Raw genomic sequence first — 17,860 nt, 5'->3', positions numbered from 1 at the left:
CTCAGAGCCCTCCTTCGGGCGGCGCCGCGGCCACCGCGGTGACCGAGGCGGCGATGTCGTCGGTGACCAGCACGTAGAGCTGGTCGCCCTCCTGCACGACGGTGGAGGCGGTGGGCAGCGTGCCGATCCCGAAGCGGATCAGGTACGCCACCCGCGCGCCGGCCGCCTCCTCCAGCTGGTGCAGCGCCCGCCCGACCCACTCCTTGTGCACCGGCACCTCGATGATCGAGACGGTGCTGGTGGGGTCGCGGAAGATCTCGATGTTGCCCTCGGGGACCAGGTGCCGCAGCATCCGGTCGGCCGTCCACCGGACGGTGGCCACGGTGGGGATGCCGAGCCGCTCGTAGACCTGCGCCCGGCGCTGGTCGTAGATGCGGGCGGCGACCCGGGAGACGCCGAACGTCTCGCGGGCCAGCCGGGCCGAGATGATGTTGGAGTTGTCGCCGCTGGAGACGGCGGCGAAGGCGTCCGCCCGCTCGATGCCGGCCTGGCGCAGCACCTCGCCGTCGAAGCCCGCGCCGGTGACGGTGATGCCGGCGAAGTCGGGCCCGAGGCGGCGGAACGCGTCGGCGTCCTGGTCGATCACCGCCACCGAGTGACCCCGGGACTCCAGGCTGTGGGCGAGGGTCGAGCCGACCCGGCCACAGCCCATGATCACGACATGCACTGGTGTCCCTCCCAACGGTGCCGCCCGTTCGGCGGACGGCGGCGCTCTCTGCGAGCGTGCCACGTCCGCCGCGCCGACGGGGGACCGACCGTACCGCGCGGGTGCGCCTCGGTGGTGATCAGGCACCCCCCGACGGTCGGCGCGCGGTGGTCGTACCCTTAGCGCTTGTGGCCAGTCCCACCTCGCTGCTGAAGCGACTCCTCGTCGGTCGACCCTTCCGGTCCGACCGGCTCCAGCACACCCTCCTCCCCAAGCGCATCGCCCTGCCGGTCTTCGCCTCCGACGCCCTCTCCAGCGTGGCGTACGCGCCCGACGAGATCCTGCTGACCCTCTCCATCGCCGGGGCCTCGGCGTTCCTCTTCTCGCCGTGGATCGCCCTCGCGGTGGTCGTGGTGATGCTCACCGTGGTCGCCAGCTACCGGCAGAACGTGCACGCCTACCCGTCGGGCGGCGGCGACTACGAGGTGGCCACCGTCAACCTCGGGGCGCGGGCCGGCCTGGCCGTGGGCAGCGCGCTGATGGTCGACTACGTCCTCACCGTCGCGGTGTCGGTCTCCTCCGGGGTGGCGAACCTGGGCTCGGTGGTGCCCTTCGTGGCCACCCACAAGGTGCTCATCGCGGTCATCGCGGTGGCGCTGCTCACCGCGATGAACCTGCGCGGCCTGCGCGAGTCGGGCACCGCCTTCGCGATCCCCACCTACGGCTTCATCATCGTGATGGTCGGGATGATCCTCACCGGGCTGGTGCGGTACTTCGTGCTCGGCGACGACCTGCGCGCGCCCAGCGCCGACCTGGTGATCCAGGCCGAGCACAGCGTGACCGGTTTCGCCCTGATCTTCCTGCTGCTGCGGACCTTCTCCTCGGGCTGCGCCGCGCTCACCGGTGTGGAGGCCATCTCCAACGGCGTGCCCGCGTTCAAGGCTCCCAAGAGCCGCAACGCGGCGACCACCCTGCTGCTGCTCGGCACCATCGCGGTCGCCATGCTGGTCGGCATCATCTGGCTGTCCCGGCTGACCGGCCTGCAGTTCGTGGAGAACCCGGAGCTGCAGATCGTCTCCGGCCCCGAGGGCTACGTGCAGAAGACCGTCACCACCCAGCTCGGTGAGACCGTCTTCGGCAGCGGTTCGATCCTGCTCTACGTGGTCGCCGGGATGACCGCGCTGATCCTCTTCCTGGCCGCGAACACCGCGTTCAACGGCTTCCCGGTGCTCGGCTCGATCCTGGCCCAGGACCGCTACCTGCCCCGGCAGTTCCACACCCGGGGCGACCGGCTGGCCTTCTCCAACGGCATCGTCTTCCTGGCCGTCTTCGCGATCGTGCTGATCGTCGGCTTCCAGGCCGAGGTCACCAAACTCATCCAGCTCTACATCGTCGGGGTGTTCGTCTCGTTCACGCTCTCCCAGGCAGGCATGATCCGGCACTGGAACCGGCACCTGCGCACCGAGCGTGATCCGGAGGCCCGGCACCGGATGATCCGGTCCCGGGCGATCAACGCCTTCGGCATGGTGATGACCGGCACCGTGCTGATCATCGTGCTGCTGACCAAGTTCCTGCTCGGCGCCTGGATCGCGATCGCCGCGATGGCGGTGATCTACCTGGTGATGCTCGCCATCCGCCGGCACTACGACCGGGTCGCCGCCGAGCTGGAGCCGACCGAGGTCCGGGGCGTGCTGCCCGCCCGCAACCACGCCATCGTGCTGGTCAGCAAGCTGCACCAGCCGACCCTGCGGGCCATCGCGTACGCCCGGGCCACCCGGCCGGACACGCTGACCGCCGTGACGGTGAACGTCGACGAGAAGGACACCCGGCAGCTCCAGGCGGAGTGGGAGCAGCGCGAGCTGCCCGTCCCGCTCACCGTGGTCGACTCGCCGTACCGGGAGATCACCCGGCCCATCCTCAACTTCGTGGCCAACACCCGCCGGGAGTCGCCCCGGGACGTGGTCACCGTCTTCATCCCCGAGTACGTCGTCGGCCGCTGGTGGGAGAACCTGCTGCACAACCAGAGCGCGCTGCGCCTCAAGGGACGTCTGCTCTTCGAGCCGGGCGTGATGGTGACCAGCGTGCCCTGGCAGCTCGCCTCGACCGCCAGCAAGAACCTCGACCGCCTCGACGCCACCCTGAGCCGCACCCCGGCCCGCGGGCCGCGGGTGGCCCCGCGCAGCACCCTGCCGCCGAGCGTCCCACCCGTCGTCTCCACCCCGCCGGGCGAGAGCGGCCCGTCGAGCGGGGACCGGTCGTGACCGGCCCGACCGGCGGCGTGCCGGGCGCGGGGGAGCGGCGCGGGCTGGAGGAGGCCGAGCGGGTCGAGCTGACCGTCGGCGCGGTCGCCCCCGGCGGGCACTGCGTGGCCCGGGTCGACGGCCAGGTGGTCTTCGTCCGGCACGCGCTGCCCGGCGAGCGGGTGATCGCCGAGATCACCGAGCTGCACAAGGGCTTCGCCCGCGCCGACGCGGTGGAGATCCTCGAGGCGTCGCCGGACCGGGTCGAACAGCCGTGCCCGTGGGCGAAACCCGGCCGCTGCGGAGGCTGTGACCTGCAACACGTCACCCCCGCCGCCCAGCTCGACTGGAAGACCGCCGTGGTGCGCGAGCAGCTCACCCGGCTGGGCGGGCTCACCGACGCCGAGGTGGACGCGCTCGGGGTGGCCGTCGCGGCGCTGCCGGGCGGGCCGCTCGGTTGGCGCTCCCGGGTCCGGTACGCCGTCGACGCCGCCGGCCGGGCCGGGCTGCTCAAGCACCGCTCGCACGAGGTGGTGCCGATCGACTGGTGCCGGATCGCCCACCCGGCGATCCGGGAGCTGCCGGTGCTCACCCCGTCGGGCGCGCGCTGGCCGGACGCCGAGGCGGTCGAGACCGTCGCCTCCACCGGCGGGGACGTCACCGTCGCCGCCGTCACCGACGGGGTGGCCACCCCGGTCAGCGGGCCGCAGACCGTCCGCGAGGTGGCCGCCGGCCGGGAGTGGACGCTGCCCGCCGCCGGTTTCTGGCAGGTGCACCCGGCCGCCGCCGACACCCTCGTCGGGGCTGTGCTCGACCTGCTCGACCCGCGCCCCGGCGAGTCCGCCTGGGACCTGTACGGCGGGGCCGGCCTCTTCGCCGCCGCCCTCGCCGCCCGGGTCGGCCCGCAGGCCCGGATCACCCTGGTCGAGTCCTCCGCGCAGGGGGTCGCCGCCGCCCGGGAGAACCTGGCCGACCTGCCCCGGGTGGAGGTGGTCGCCGCCCGGGTGGAGACCGCGCTGGCCCGCCGCCGGATCACCGGCCCGGTCGACCTGGTGGTGCTCGACCCGCCCCGCTCCGGCGCGGGCGCGCCGGTGGTGCGGGACGTGGTCGCCGCCCGGCCGCGCGCGGTCGCGTACGTGGCCTGCGACCCGGCCGCCTTCGCCCGGGACGTGCGCACCTTCACCGGGCTCGGCTGGCGGCTCGCCGGGCTGCGCGGGTACGACCTGTTCCCGATGACCCAGCACGTCGAGCTGGTCGGGTTGCTCCTGCCGCCCGCCCGGTGACAGCCTGACCCGATGAAGATCGTCGGGTTGATGTCCGGCACCTCGTACGACGGGGTGGACGTGGTCGCCGCCGAGTTCACCGCCGACGGCGACACCCTGCGGATGCGTCCGCTCGGGCACCGGGGGCTGGACTACGACGACGCCCTGCGCGAGTCGATCGGCGCGCTGCTGCCCCCGGCGGCCACCACGATCGAGGCGGTCTGCCGGCTGGACAACGCCCTCGGCGAGGTCTTCGCCGCCGCCGCCGCGCTCGGCGTCGAGTTGGCCGGCGGGCGCGCCGACCTGGTGGTCTCGCCCGGCCAGACCGTCTGCCACTGGGTCGAGGGCGGCACCACCCGGGGCACCCTGCAGCTCGGCGCGCCGGCGCGGGTGGCCGCCCGGGTCGGCGTACCCGTGCTGGCGGACCTGCGCTCGGCGGACGTCGCCGCCGGCGGTCAGGGCGCGCCGCTGGTCCCGGCCTTCGACGCGCTGCTGCTCGACGCGGCCGGCGGGCCCCGGGCAGCGCTCAACCTGGGCGGCATCGCCAACCTCACCGTCGTCGCCCCGGGCGCGCCGGTCCTCGGGTACGACGTCGGACCGGCCAACGCGCTGCTCGACGCGGCGGCCCGGCGGCTCCTCGGCCGCCCCTGCGACCTCGACGGCGCCCGCGCTGCCGCCGGCCTGGTGCACGACGCTCTGCTGGAGGCGCTGCTCGCCGAGCCCTACTACGCCGCGCCGCCCCCCAAGTCCACCGGCAAGGAGCTGTTCCACGCCGGCTACCTGGACGACCGGCTGGCCGCGCTGGGCGAGCCGGTGGCCCCGGACGACGTGCTGGCCACCCTGACCGAGCTGACCGCCCGCACGGTGGCCGCCGCGTGCGACCGGCACCGGGTCACCGAGGTGGTCGTCGCCGGCGGGGGAGTGCGCAACCCCACACTGCTGGGCCGGCTGGCCGCCCTCGGCGCCGGGCGCTGGCGGCTGCGCACCACCGACGAGCTGGGCGTGCCGGCGCAGGCCAAGGAGGCGTACGCGTTCGCCCTGCTCGGCTGGCTCTCCTGGCACGGCCTGCCCGGGGCGATCCCCTCGGTCACCGGCGCCCGCCGGGCGGCCGTGCTGGGCGCCTGGACGCCGGCCGGGCCGCCGCACGGCGCCACCCCGCCCACGCCGCCCCGGCGGCTGGTCGTCGTGCCGTGAACCTGGGAACCAGCTGGGATGATCCACGGCCGAGCTGCGGTGCGGCGGGCGGCCGATAGACTCTTCGCTCATGAGTGTTGAAGAGGGCACGGCCAACCACGGTCGGCTGCTGGGCGCCGTCCGCGGTCCGCAGGACGTCAAGCGGATGACCGCCGAGCAGCTGGACATCCTCGCCGCCGAGATCCGTGACTTCCTGATCGCCAAGGTCTCTCGCACCGGCGGGCACGTCGGCCCCAACCTGGGCGTGGTGGAGCTCACCCTGGCGATGCACCGGGTCTTCGACTCTCCCCGCGACCGGCTCCTGTTCGACACCGGCCACCAGTCGTACGTGCACAAGATCCTCACCGGGCGGCAGGACGGCTTCGACAAGCTGCGCCAGCGCGGTGGGCTCTCCGGCTACCCGAGCCAGGCCGAGAGCGAGCACGACCTGATCGAGAACTCGCACGCCTCCACCGCCCTGTCGTACGCCGACGGGCTGGCCAAGGCGTACGCCCTGCGCGGCGAGCAGCGCAGCGTGGTCGCCGTGGTCGGCGACGGCGCGCTCACCGGCGGCATGTGCTGGGAGGCGCTGAACAACATCGCCACCGCCGGCAACCCCCTCGTCATCGTGGTCAACGACAACGGCCGGTCCTACTCGCCGACCATCGGCGGCCTCGCCGACCACCTCTCCTCGCTGCGGCTCAACCCCGGCTACGAGAAGGTCCTCGACACCGTCAAGGACGCCCTCGGCTCCACCCCGCTGGTCGGCAAGCCGATGTACGAGGTGCTGCACGCGGTCAAGAAGGGCATCAAGGACGCGGTCGCCCCGCAGGCGATGTTCGAGGACCTCGGCATCAAGTACGTCGGCCCGGTCGACGGGCACGACATCGCCGCCGTCGAGTCGTCGCTGCGCGCCGCGAAGAACTTCGGCGGCCCGGTGATCGTGCACGCGGTCACCCGCAAGGGCTACGGCTACCGCCCCGCCGAGGAGGACGAGGCGGACTGCCTGCACGGCCCGGGCGCGTTCGACGCCGAGACCGGCAAGCTGCTCGCCGCCCCGTCGGTGAAGTGGACCCAGGTCTTCGCCGACGAGCTGGTGGCGATCGCCGACGAGCGCCCCGACGTGGTCGGCATCACCGCCGCCATGGCCGAGCCCACCGGCATCGCCACCCTGGCCCGCAAGCACCCCGAGCGGGTGTACGACGTCGGCATCGCCGAGCAGCACGCCGCCACCTCGGCCGCCGGCCTGGCGATGGGCGGGCTGCACCCGGTGGTGGCGGTCTACGCGACCTTCCTCAACCGCGCCTTCGACCAGGTCCTGCTGGACGTGGCGATGCACAAGCTGCCGGTGACCTTCGTGCTCGACCGGGCCGGCATCACCGGGCCGGACGGGCCGAGCCACTACGGCATCTGGGACATGTCCGTCTTCGGCGTGGTGCCCGGCCTGCGCATCGCCGCGCCCCGCGACGCCGCCAGCCTCCGCGAGGAGCTGCGCGAGGCCGTCGCCGTCGACGACGGCCCGACCATCGTCCGCTTCCCGACCGGCACCGTCGCCGCCGACCTGCCGGCCGTACGCCGGATCGGCACCGTCGACGTGCTGGCCGAGTCGGCGCGTACCGACGTGCTGCTGGTCGCGGTCGGCTCCTTCGGCCAGCTGGGCATGGAGGTCGCCGCCCGCCTCGCCGAGCAGGGCTACGGCGTGACCGTGGTCGACCCGCGCTGGGTCCGCCCGGTCCCGGCCGAGCTGGTCGAGCTGGCCGCCGGGCACCGGCTCGTGGTCACCGTCGAGGACGGCGTCCGGGTCGGCGGCGTCGGCGACGCGCTCGCCCAGTCGATGCGGGACGCCGACGTCCGGGTGCCGCTGCGCGACCTCGGCGTGCCGGCCGGCTGGCACCCGCACGGCACCCGCGCGCAGATCCTCAGCGACCTGGGGCTCACCGCTCAGGACGTGGCGCGCGACGTCATCGGCTGGATCTCCGGCCTGGACGCGGAGCCGGTGGAGCCGGTCCGGCTGCCGGCCAGCGAGCCCAGCTCCAACTGACCGGTACGACCCCGACGGGCGGCCCCGCACTCGCGGGGACCGCCCGCCGCCGTCTCCGGCCCGGTCTCCGGGTGCTGGTCGCCCGCGTGATCGACTCCGTGTCGGCGAGCTGGCGGTGTCCCGATCGCGTGATCGACTCCGTGTCGGCGACGTGGCGGTTTCCTGGTCGCGCTCATACCGCCGAGCCGGCGACACGGAGTCGATCGAGCCCACGGGTGCGGAGCGGAACCGGCGGTGCGAGCGGGACCGGCGGTGCGGGGCCCGCGCGGTGGGTCAGCGGCCGCCGACGGAGCGGTAGTAGGTCTTCTCCGCGCCGGCCAGGCTGAAGGTCTGCTTCGCCGCCGGCATCGGCACCACCGCCAGGCCGGGGCGGTCCACCAGCCGGGGTGTGCCCGGCGGCACCGAGAGCGAGGCGTCCCGGGTGCCCCGCCAGGTCAGCACCACCAGCGGCTGCCCGGGCACCGGCAGCACGTACGTCTGCAGGGGGTTGGACCGGTCCGCCGGGGAGACCACCGGGGTGCCGCCGTCGGCGGGCCGGTAGACCACAGCGGTCATCGTGCCGGCGTCCGTCTCCCAGGTGAGCTGCTCCAGGTCGCCGGGGTCGCCGCCGCCCAGCGCCATCTCGCCGATCGCCCGGACGCTCACCTTCTCCATCGGCCACGACTCCGGCGCCGAGCGGGGCGCGTCCCGGTCGCCGATGCGGCGCGGGACGCTGCCGAACGGGCCCCGCTCGTCGGCGAGCACGCAGGTGTCCAGCCCGTCCAGGGCCCGGCGGCCGGAGCCGGTCTCGTCCCGGACCAGCGGGTAGCGCGGCTCGGCGGTGGCGGTGCCGAGGTCGAGCAGGCGCTCGGCGGCGCGACCGCGCGGCAGCGACTCGGTGGCCCGCAGCGTCGCGGTGACCGGCACGGCCGCGCAGGCCGGCACGCGCACCGGGCGGCTCAGCCCGTCGGAGCGCACCAGCGCCCGGCCGTCCGGGCCGAGCAGGCGCTCCACCCGCCCGGAGGTGAGGTAGCGCCGGCCGTCGGCCAGCTGCACCGGCAGGACGTCGGCGTAGGCGAGGTAGCCGGGGTCGGAGTACTCGCTGGCCCGGGTCACCGTGTACCGGCCGCCGTCGCCGGTGAGCTGGAGCAGCCAGGACGCGCCCTCGCCGGGCACGTCGGCGGCGACCAGGGCCAGCCGGGTGCCGTCGACCTCGCCGGAGAAGAGGATGCCGGAGGAGGGCAGGTGGGCGCGGTCGTCGATCGGCGACCGCCAGGCGCGTACCGCCTCGGTGACCGCCCGGGTCGCGGCGGCGTCCCCGGCGAGCGAGCCGCGCGGCGGCCAGACCGGCAGCGTGCCGTCCAGGCTGTCGTAGCCGACCGGCAGCTCGCGGGCCCCCCGGTCGGCGACCGGGCCGCAGGCGGTCGCGGCCAGCACCATGGTGAGCAGTGCGGTGGCCGTCATGCCGCGGCGGCGGACTGAAGCCACCTGTACGCCTCCCGATCGCCTCGCCGTCGTTGCCGGAAGCCCACATGGTACGCAACGGTCGGGGAGCGCCTCGCGGCCGTGTCCGGCGGCCACAAGGGACAGCAGTGTGAATTTCGGGCTATTCTCCGGCTCCGGTAGACTCCGCCGACTGTGACGTCTGTCGAGCCCCGTGGCGCCTCCGCACCGGACCCCGACGCCTCTCCGGGCTCCGCCCGCGGCGCCACGGCGACCGCGACCGCGTTCCCGGCACGGGTCCTCGACACACCGGCGGCGAAGGCACCCGCTGCCACCGCGTCCACCGGGAGGGCGCCGACCGTGGACACATCGACCGGCCGAACGCCGACCGTGGACGCACGCGTCGTCGACGCGCCCGGCCCGGCGGCGCCGGTCGTGGACGCGCCCGCCTCGGCGGCACCGGTCGTGGACGCGCCCGCCCCGACGGCGCCGGCCGTCGACGCGCCCGCTCCGGCGGCGCCGAGCGTGGACAGACCCGCTCCGGCGGCGCCGGCCGTCGACGCGCCGGCGCGGGGCGTACCCGGGAAGCGGCCGGCGACGGCGGACGGCGACGGTGCGACGGCCCCCGCGCGGCGCTGGCGCTGGACGGCCCGGCGCAAGGACCTCGCCGTCTACGGGATCTTCCTGCTCGTCGCGCTCTGGGTGACCAGCCAACTCTGGGTCGACCCGGCCGGCCGGGTCGCCTCGCTCTACAGCAGCGACCCCGCCCAGGTGCAGTTCTTCCTCGCCCACTCGGTACGCGTGGTGCTGCACGGCGAGTTCCCGTTCTTCACCGACCAGTTCAACTACCCCGACGGCGTCAACCTGATGGCCAACACGGCCGTGCTGGCGCTGGGCATCCCGATGGTGCCGGTCACCCTGCTCTTCGGACCGGCCGTGTCCTTCGTGGTGCTGGTCACCCTGGGCCTCGCCGGCACCGCCGCCGCCTGGTACCACGTGTTCTCCCGGCACCTGGTCCGCCGGCGGCTGGCCGCCGCGGTGGGCGCCTGGTTCTGCGGGTTCTCACCGGCGATGCTGTCGCACGCCAACTGGCACCCGAACATCATCTCCCAGTTCCTGCTGCCGTTCATCGTCTGGCGGGTGATGGTGCTGACCCGCTCCACCCGGCCGGTGCGCGACGGCGCGCTGCTGGCGCTGCTGGTCACCGTGCAGGCGTTCATCAACGAGGAGATCCTGCTCTTCACCGCGCTGGCCTGCGGCGTCTTCCTGACCGCGATGGTGGTGCAGCGCCCGGCGCTGTGGTCGGTGGCCTGGCGTCCGCTGGCCAAGGGGCTGCCGGTGTGCGCGGTGCTGGCCGGGGCGCTGCTGGCGTACCCGCTCTACATCCAGTTCGCCGGGCCGATGGCGTACCACGGGCTCAGCGACGCGGTCCGCGACTACGGCAACGACATCGCCGCCTTCTTCGCCCCCGGCTCGCCGACCTTCGGCGGCAACGAGCGGGCGAACGTCAACCTGGCCCCGAACTACTCCGAGGAGAACGCCTTCTTCGGCTGGAGCCTGTCGCTGCTCGCCGTCGGCATCGTGGTCTGGCTGCGCCGCGAGGTGCTGGTCCGGGCGCTCGCCGCGACCGGGTTGTTCTTCGCCGTGCTCTCGCTCGGCGAGCGGGTGTCCTGGTGGGACCGGGACCTCGTCACCGGCCCGTGGGACCTGCTGGTCCGGCTGCCGCTGCTCGACGCGGTGGTGCCGACCCGGTTCGCCCTGATCACCAGCGTGGTGATCGGCATGCTGCTGGCGCTGGCCGTGCAGCGGGCGTGGACGCTGCGCGGCCTGGAGTGGCGGCACGCGAAGACGGTCACCGTCGGCGCCCTGGTGCTCGCGCTGCTGCCGATCGTGCCGATGCCGTTGAAGGTGACCTCCCGCCCGCCGGTGCCGACCTTCATCACCGCCGACCGCTGGCGGCAGTACGTCGGCCCGGACCAGACGCTGGTGCCGGTGCCCGTGCCGAGCATGGGCAACACGAACGGGATGCGGTGGGCGGCCTCCACCAACCTCGACTTCAAGATCCCCGGCGGCTACTTCCTCGCCCCGCGCAACGGCAACACCGGCGACCCGGGTCGCTTCGGTGGTCGGCCCAGCGGCATCGGCGAGCTGCTCGACGAGGTCGCCACCACCGGGCGTACGCCCAAGCTCGACGACCGGCAGCGCCGTCGCTGCCTCGACGAGCTGCGCCACTGGAACGCGGCGGTCCTGGTGCTGCCGGTAGGCCACCAGCACGCCGAGCCGCTGCGGCGCACCGTCGAGCAGCTGGTCGGGCCCGCGAAGCGGGAGCTGGACGTCTGGGTCTGGGACGTCCGGCCGCTGACCGCCCGTACCGCCTGACGCGCCCGCCCTGGCCGGGCCGGGTGGGCGGTCCGCCCTGGCCGGGCCGGGTGGGCGGTCAGCCGACCAGCGGTCGCACGTCCCAGAGCCACACGTCGTCGACCCGCTGCGCCGGCCCGATCAGGCCGGTCATCAGCTCGCGCAGCACCGCCTCGCGCGGGTGGGCGCCGAGCACCACCACCGAGGCCTTCCAGTAGCGCAGGTCCTCGACCGCCTGGCGGCGGTTCTCCTCGGTCAGCGCCGGCACCGTGCCGGTGTCCATGCTGGAGTAGATCAGGGTGCTGGTGGGCCGGTTCGGCGCGCCGAAGACCCCCTCACCGTCGAGGTTGGGCCCGATGAAGTAGCCGCCGGGCACCGGGAACTCGTGCCCGGTCAGCGCGCTCCAGCGCAGCGTGGGCAGGCCGTGCACGTTGCTCGGGATCGGCACCGGCACCAGGGTCCGGCCCGCCGGGACGTACGGGCGCCAGCCGCCGGCGGTGATGAAGTGCGGCGGCGGGTCGATCGGCTGCGCCGGCAGCGGGCGCGGGAACAGCGGCAGCACGGCGAGCGTGATGGCCGCGTACCCGACCGGCCGGACCCAGCGCCGCCGGGCCGGCGTGGCCTTCGCCGCCGCCGGGCCGGCGTCGTCGGCCGCCGCGCGGGGCGCGGGGACCCGGGCGCGGCCGTAACCCGCCGCGGCGTCCCAGGCGAGCGCGAGCAGGACGCCGACCGCCGCGGCCACCACCAGGGCCAGCCGGGTCGGCATCATCATCTCCACCAGCGGCAGGTCGTCCGGGATGTACGCCCACGGGCCGTCGACCGTCGTCTCCACGCCGTCGAAGCGCACCTTCGGGCCGATCGCGGCGACGGTGAAGACCAGTACCAGCACGCCGGCGATCCGGGCCGCCAGCGAGCGACGCCAGAGCAGCACCAGGGCGACCAGCGCCACCAGCACCAGCGGCCAGCCGAACCAGGTGTTCTGCTCGGTCAGGCCGATGGTCTTCTCCACCGCCTCGTCACCGGCCACGGTGTCCCGGGCGAAGGTGACGAAGGCCATCAGGTCCTCGCCCCAGTTGTGGAAGACCCCGCCCTGCAACCCCCGGTAGGACTGCGGGCCGTTGAACTGGTACCAGATCGGGTAGGCGGTCAGCAGCAGGGCCAGCCCGCCGCCAAGGCCGAGCGAGGCCAGGAAACCGCCCACCCGGGCCCGCGCCGTGCGGGGCCGCTGCACCACGTACGCCAGCACCGCCACCAGGCAGGCCAGCGCGGTGAGCAGCAGCATCTCCTCGTTGATGAAGATCTGGTACGCCACCAGCAGCCCCAGCACGACCCCGTCGCGCCGCCACCGGCCCGGCTCGCCGAGGCGCAGCACCCGGGCCACGATCACCGGCAGCAGGAAGTTGGAGACGAAGTTCGGCTGCCCGTTGGCGTGGTGCACGATGCCCGGCGCGAAGCCGAGGAAGGCGCCGCCGACGAAGGCCGCCGCCCGCGAGCGCACCAGGTGGCGCGACAGCATCCAGTACGAGGTGCCCGCGGTCGCGGCCAGCGCGCCGCCCAGGTAGAGCGCGTACGTCACCTGCGGACCGAAGAGGAGGGTGACCGGGGCCAGCGGCAGGGTCATCCCCAGCAGCGAGGTGTTGGCCATCATGTTCACCCCGTCCGGGGCGTTCTGCCGCGCGCTGAACAGCGGGTTCTCCAGGTGGCGCACCGAGTACGCGCCGTGCTGGAAGAGCCACTCGAACCAGCTGTGGTCGGTCGGCAGGTGCGACGAGACCCGGTGCTGCACGTCCACCCAGTAGTTCAGGCACACGAAAACGCCGAGCAGCACATAGGCTCCGATGGCCAGCATGTCGGCCCGGCTGGGGCGCCGACGGGGCCGCCGTGCCGGATCGGCCGCGACGGGCTCGACCGCCTCGGGCGCGGACGTCTGGTTCAACGAGGGATCTACCACCGGCACAGCCACGACGGGCCATCGTACAGGCGGTGACGCGCCGCAACCGCCGGGCCGGTGGGGCGTCCCGCAGGGTGCGCTGCGGCCGGCAGCCGACGGTCGGGGGAGGTCGGACGTGGCGCTCATCGATCTGGGTGACGTCCGCGAGGAGTCGGCGCCGGAACCGGGCCGGCGTCCGCCGCGCACCGTCGGGCGGCCGGCGCGGGTGGCGGCGGCCCTCGTGCTCACCCTGGTCTCGCTGGCCGGAGCGGCCCCGGTGGCGGCGCCGAGCAGCTTCACCGTCCCGGCCCGGCCCACCACCACGGCCTTCCTCTCCGACGACCGGCTGTTCCTGTTGGACCCTGCGGACGCGCCCGCCGGGCGGGGCGGGCAGTTGACCGCGTACGCCGTGCCGGCGGCGGGCGACGGTCCTCTGACGCCGCTGTGGCGTACGCCGCTGCCGGCCGCCGGCGCCGACGATGCGGTCCTCGTCCACCGGGACGTGGTGCTGGTCACCGGCGGCTCGTCGGACGGGCCGCCCCGCGCCGTCGCGTTCGACCTGGGCACCGGGCGGCTCCGGTGGGAGCGGCCGGGTCACGTTGCACCGGCCGGGAACGCGCTGCTGACGCTGGAGACCGGGGGCGAGGAGCCCGCGCGGGTCAGCTCCGTCGACCCGGCCACCGGGCGGGTCGGCTGGTCGGTGGCGACGCCGGCGGACGCCACCACCTTCCGCATCCGGCCCGACGGCGTCGACCGGATCGTGGCCAGCCCCTCCTCCGGGCAGGTCGAGGTCTGGGACGCCCGCAGCGGGGCGCGGTTGCGCAGCGCCGACATCCACCCCGGCGAACTCCCCAACTACCAGCGGAGCCAGTCGGTCGACGAGCTGCTGCTGGTGGTCCGGGACACCGCCGCCCGGGTGACGGCGTACGGCCTGGACGAGCTGGACCGGCGCTGGGAGATCCGGCTGGGACTGGTCGCCTACTTCGCCGCCTGCGGGCCGCTGCTCTGCGCGTACGGGCAGACCGGCGGGATGTGGGCGCTGGACCGGGCCACCGGGGACGTCCGGTGGCGCGCCACCCGCTGGCACGAGACGCTCGTCGAGCGCGAGGGCCGGATGCTGGTCAGGGGACCGGGCAGCGGCGCGCAGGACTCCTTCGCGATCCTCGACGCGGCCACCGGGCGGGCCGTCGCCGACCTGGGCACCTGGGAGGTGTCCGGCCGGTATCCGGCCGACGGCCGGCCGATCGGGGTACGGCCCGCCGACGATGACCGGCTGTTCGTCGCCGAACTGGACGTCGCCGGTGGCCGCACCCGGGTCCTCGACGTGCTCAGCGGGGTCACCGGCGACTGCCAGGCCGACGCGCGACTGCTGCTCTGTCGCCGCAGTGGCGGTGGCTTCGGGATCTGGCGGCTGGCCGGATGACGTCATCGACCCGGGCGAGGTGGGCCAGGGCGTCGAACCGGTCCGACCGCCCCGCTGATCACCAGTTCGGCTGGGCGGGCGGCGCGGGCAGCGGCACCGACGCCGGGTGGACCACGTACGTCGCCCCGCCGCTGCCGTCCTGCCAGGCCGCCTCGAAGCGGGCCCGGTCCACGGTCCGGCGCACCGACGCGTCGTCCGGCGCGTACGGGTCGTTGAGCACCGGGTCGCCGGCCTCGGTGAAGCCGACCAGCACCATCAGGTGCCCGCGGGTGTCGTAGTCCAGCCCGGGTACCTGGCCGGCGCGGAACGCCGCGGAGACCACCAGCGGCACGCCGGCGGCCACGAACGCCTCCGCCTCGGCCAGCGAGCGCAACCGGGTGACGAACGCCTCCACCCCGTGCAGCCCGGCGTACGCGGTGTTGAACGCCCAGTTGCCGGCCCCGGCGTACGCGTGGTCGTAGCAGTGCCGGGCGGCGTGCACCACCACCGGGCGGGGGCCGGGCGGCTCGACCCAGGCGTACCGCTCGGGCGGCGGCTCGGCGCCCCAGAAGGCCAGCACCATGGACATGCAGGTGGGGCTGCACCAGGAGTCCCCGCCACCGCCCCAGCGCGACTCGCCCCCGGCGTGCCGGCGCTGGGAGTAGCGGGGCACGGCCAGCACCACGCCCCGCGCGCCCGCCACCCCCGCCGGCTCGTCGGTGGCGGCCCGGTGCGCGGACTCGTCGGTCGGCCCGTCGGTGCCGGGTGCCGATCCGTCGCTCGGGCTGCCGGTCCCGTGCGAGGGCTGGTCGGACGGGTCGGTCGCCGGGCGGCGGGCCGGGCCCGAGGCGACCGCGCCGATCGTGCGCAGCACCGGGCCGGTCGTCGCGCCCACCGGGCGCAGCAGGGTCACCCGGACCTGCCAGCCGGTCACCGTGGCCTCGCCGATCACCAGCGTGTCGGTGTCCACCCGGGCGTCGGGGTCCCGCTGCCCCGGCACGGAGGTGCGGCGTACCGGCTCCTCGCCCTCCCCCCAGCGGGCCAGCGTGTACCAGCCGGTGGTCGGGGCGTCCGCGTGCCGGCCGCGCAGCTCCACCTCGACCCAGCAGCCGGGCGGCGTCCGGGCCGTCCAGGAGGGCACCACCTCCGCGACGGCGAAGCCGGCCGGCACCGGGGGAGAGGTCCAGCTCCCCAGCTCGTACGTCCGGCCGTCGTGCCTGCGCCGGTCGACCGGGTCGGCCAGCTCCAGCCCACCGGCGTGCGACCGGACGCCGACGCCGGTGCCGAGGCGCGCGTCGACGGCGAGGCGGAAGCCCCGGTAGGCGATGTCCCGCCCGGTCGGTGTCGCGGTCACGGCCCGCCCTCCTGTAGATCAGTGCCAAAAGCATCGCGTACCCCGGAGGTTTCTTGCAACGACCGGGGCGGGCGGTGCCGCCGGTTTGGCGGCCGGCACTAGGTTGTCGGGCAGGTCGGCGAGGAGGTCGGGATGCGGGTGCTGGTGGTCGAGGACGAGCGGAACCTCGCCGACGCGATCGCGCGCGGGCTGCGCAAGCGCGGCATGGCGGTCGACGTGGCGTACGACGGCGACACCGGCCACGAGGCCGCCTTCGTCACCCGGTACGACGTGGTGGTCCTCGACCGGGACCTGCCCGGCGTGCACGGCGACCAGATCTGCGCCGACCTGGCCGCCTCCGGCACCCTGACCCGGGTGCTGATGCTGACCGCCAGCGACAGCGTCGCCGACCGGGTGGAGGGGCTCGGCCTGGGCGCCGACGACTACCTGCCCAAGCCGTTCGCCTTCGACGAACTGGTCGCCCGGGTGCAGGCGCTCGGCCGGCGGGCCACCCCGGCCGCCCCGCCGGTGCTGGCGGTCGGCGACGTGGTGATCGACCCGGCCCGTCGGGTGGTCACCCGGGGCGGGACGCCGGTCGACCTCACCAACAAGGAGTTCGGCGTCCTCTGCGAACTGGTCAAGGCGCGCGGCGCGGTGGTCTCCAGCGAGGAGCTGCTGGAACGGGTCTGGGACGCCAACACCGACCCGTTCACCACCATCGTCCGGGTCACCGTGATGACCCTGCGCAAGAAGCTCGGCGACCCGCCACTGATCGAGACGGTCGTCGGCGCCGGCTACCGCACCGCCGAGGTGACCGCGTGAGCCGGCGGCTGCGTCCCACCCTGCGGTTGCGGCTGACCCTGCTCAACGGGGTGCTGCTGGTCGGCGCCGGGGCGGTCCTGGTGGTGCTGGCCTGGCTGCTGGTCCGCGACGCGCTGCGCCCGAGCGACGAGCTGCGGGCGGGCACCACCGTGCTGCTGGCCGACGGCCGGACGCTGGACGCCGCCGACTGGCAGCGCCAGCTCGTCGACGCCGCCTCGCAGGAACTGCTGCTGAAGGGGCTTGTCGCGCTGCTGGCGATCAGTGTGGTCGGGGTCGCCGGGGCGTACCTGGTGGCCGGCCGGGCGCTGCGCCCGTTGCACCAGGTCACCGCCACCGCGCAACGGCTCGGCGAGGCCACCCTCGACCAGCGGATCGGCTGGTCCGGGGCGGACGACGAGGTGGCCGAGCTGGCGCGCACCTTCGACGCGATGCTCGACCGGATCGCCGCCGCGTTCGAGTCGCAGAAACGCTTCGTGGCCAACGCCTCGCACGAGCTGCGTACGCCGCTGGCGGTGATGCGTACCGAGATCGACGTGACGCTCAGCGACGACGAGGCGGACACGGCCGAGTACCGCCGGATGGCCACCGTGGTGCGCGACGCCTCGGAGCGGGCCAACGGACTGGTGGACGCGCTGCTGGTGCTGGCCCGCAGCGAGGCGCAGACCGGCCGCCGGCTGGCCCGGCGTACCGAGTGCGACCTCGCCACCGGCACCGCCAACGCGCTGTCCGCGATGGCCCGGGAAGTGGAGCGGATCGGGCTGCGGGTGCAGACCTCCCTGCGGCCCGCCCCGGTGGTCGGCGACCCGGGGCTGCTGGACCGGTTGGCCGGCAACCTGATCGAGAACGCGGTCCGCTACAACCACCTGCACGGGCGGCTCTGGGTGCGCACCGACACCGACGGCCGGACGTCGCGGCTGGTGGTGGGGAACACCGGGTTCGAGGTGGACCAGGCCGACGTGCCGGGGCTGTTCGAGCCGTTCCGGCGGGGCGGGCGGGAACGGACCGGGGCGCGCGGCTCCGGGCTGGGGCTCTCCATCGTCCGGGCGGTCTGCGACGCGCACGGCGGGACCGTGACGGTGCTCGCCCGCTCCGGTGGCGGCCTGGAGGTGACCGTCGCGCTGCCGGCCGCCGACGTCGACTGCCCGGTGACGGTGGCCCGCTCCGGCGGCGCCGCGCCGGCCGCCCGGTCGGAGCCGCCCCGGAGGCGGTGAGGCCGGCCCGCCCCGGCGTC

Annotated in this window: 12 protein-coding genes; 8 read left to right on the top strand and 4 right to left on the bottom strand. The window is 74.9% G+C overall.

Going from position 1 to position 17,860, the window contains the following annotated elements; genetic code table 11:
* Position 1 precedes the first annotated feature (1 nt).
* Positions 2-667, bottom strand: a complete 666-nt coding sequence (locus V6U89_RS23765) for a potassium channel family protein (protein ID WP_334573587.1) — start codon at positions 665-667, stop codon at positions 2-4.
* A 167-nt stretch (positions 668-834) separates the two neighbouring features.
* Here V6U89_RS23765 and V6U89_RS23760 point away from each other — a divergent pair, with 167 nt between their 5' ends.
* The 4 genes from V6U89_RS23760 (at position 835) to dxs (ending at position 7,362) form a co-directional block, all read left to right on the top strand.
* On the top strand, positions 835-2,907 hold the full coding sequence (locus tag V6U89_RS23760) for an APC family permease (protein WP_334573586.1): 2,073 nt from the start codon (positions 835-837) through the stop codon (positions 2,905-2,907).
* A complete protein-coding gene (locus V6U89_RS23755; protein WP_334573585.1) occupies positions 2,904-4,169 on the top strand; it encodes a class I SAM-dependent RNA methyltransferase in 1,266 nt (421 codons plus the stop codon). The genes V6U89_RS23760 and V6U89_RS23755 overlap by 4 nt, the downstream gene beginning before the upstream one ends.
* A 12-nt stretch (positions 4,170-4,181) precedes the next feature.
* Positions 4,182-5,342 (top strand): anhydro-N-acetylmuramic acid kinase, encoded by a 1,161-nt coding sequence (locus tag V6U89_RS23750; protein ID WP_334573584.1) that lies wholly within the window; start codon positions 4,182-4,184, stop codon positions 5,340-5,342.
* Between the two features lie 70 nt (positions 5,343-5,412).
* Entirely contained in the window at positions 5,413-7,362 is a 1,950-nt protein-coding gene (gene dxs, locus V6U89_RS23745) for a 1-deoxy-D-xylulose-5-phosphate synthase (protein ID WP_334573583.1), read from the top strand.
* Between the two features lie 273 nt (positions 7,363-7,635).
* Here the strand turns inward: dxs and V6U89_RS23740 are convergent, their stop codons facing one another.
* Complete coding sequence (locus tag V6U89_RS23740) at positions 7,636-8,829, bottom strand: hypothetical protein (protein WP_334573581.1); 1,194 nt, start codon at positions 8,827-8,829, stop codon at positions 7,636-7,638.
* A 480-nt stretch (positions 8,830-9,309) separates the two neighbouring features.
* On the opposite strand from V6U89_RS23740, the gene V6U89_RS23735 reads away from it, so the two are divergent.
* Positions 9,310-11,163 (top strand): hypothetical protein, encoded by a 1,854-nt coding sequence (locus tag V6U89_RS23735; protein WP_442933975.1) that lies wholly within the window; start codon positions 9,310-9,312, stop codon positions 11,161-11,163.
* A 58-nt stretch (positions 11,164-11,221) separates the two neighbouring features.
* Here the strand turns inward: V6U89_RS23735 and V6U89_RS23730 are convergent, their stop codons facing one another.
* Positions 11,222-13,093, bottom strand: coding sequence for a hypothetical protein (locus tag V6U89_RS23730; RefSeq protein ID WP_334573653.1), 1,872 nt, complete (start codon positions 13,091-13,093; stop codon positions 11,222-11,224).
* A 115-nt stretch (positions 13,094-13,208) separates the two neighbouring features.
* On the opposite strand from V6U89_RS23730, the gene V6U89_RS23725 reads away from it, so the two are divergent.
* A complete protein-coding gene (locus tag V6U89_RS23725) occupies positions 13,209-14,495 on the top strand; it encodes an outer membrane protein assembly factor BamB family protein (protein WP_334573578.1) in 1,287 nt (428 codons plus the stop codon).
* Between the two features lie 58 nt (positions 14,496-14,553).
* On the opposite strand, the gene V6U89_RS23720 is transcribed toward V6U89_RS23725, so the two are convergent.
* Positions 14,554-15,828, bottom strand: coding sequence for a peptidase C39 family protein (locus V6U89_RS23720; protein ID WP_334573576.1), 1,275 nt, complete (start codon positions 15,826-15,828; stop codon positions 14,554-14,556).
* A 132-nt stretch (positions 15,829-15,960) separates the two neighbouring features.
* Here V6U89_RS23720 and V6U89_RS23715 point away from each other — a divergent pair, with 132 nt between their 5' ends.
* Together V6U89_RS23715 and V6U89_RS23710 are read left to right on the top strand one after the other, a co-directional pair.
* A complete protein-coding gene (locus V6U89_RS23715) occupies positions 15,961-16,629 on the top strand; it encodes a response regulator transcription factor (protein ID WP_334573574.1) in 669 nt (222 codons plus the stop codon).
* Positions 16,626-17,840: a sensor histidine kinase gene (locus tag V6U89_RS23710; protein ID WP_334573572.1), complete on the top strand. Its 1,215-nt coding sequence runs from the start codon at positions 16,626-16,628 to the stop codon at positions 17,838-17,840. Before V6U89_RS23715 ends, V6U89_RS23710 begins: the two co-directional genes overlap by 4 nt.
* Positions 17,841-17,860: the final 20 nt, after the last annotated feature.

It is taken from the genome of Micromonospora sp. CPCC 206171 (genome assembly GCF_036906755.1).
Classification (GTDB): Bacteria; Actinomycetota; Actinomycetes; order Mycobacteriales; family Micromonosporaceae; genus Micromonospora; species Micromonospora purpureochromogenes.
Note: the sequence above shows the minus strand (reverse complement) of the source record. Positions and strands in the feature narration are given on the sequence as shown.

Coding starts and splice junctions, on each gene's coding strand:
- V6U89_RS23750 (WP_334573584.1), top strand. CDS start 4,182: ATGAAGATCGTCGGGTTGATGTCCGGCACCTCGTACGACGGGGTGGAC.
- dxs (WP_334573583.1), top strand. CDS start 5,413: ATGAGTGTTGAAGAGGGCACGGCCAACCACGGTCGGCTGCTGGGCGCC.
- V6U89_RS23715 (WP_334573574.1), top strand. CDS start 15,961: ATGCGGGTGCTGGTGGTCGAGGACGAGCGGAACCTCGCCGACGCGATC.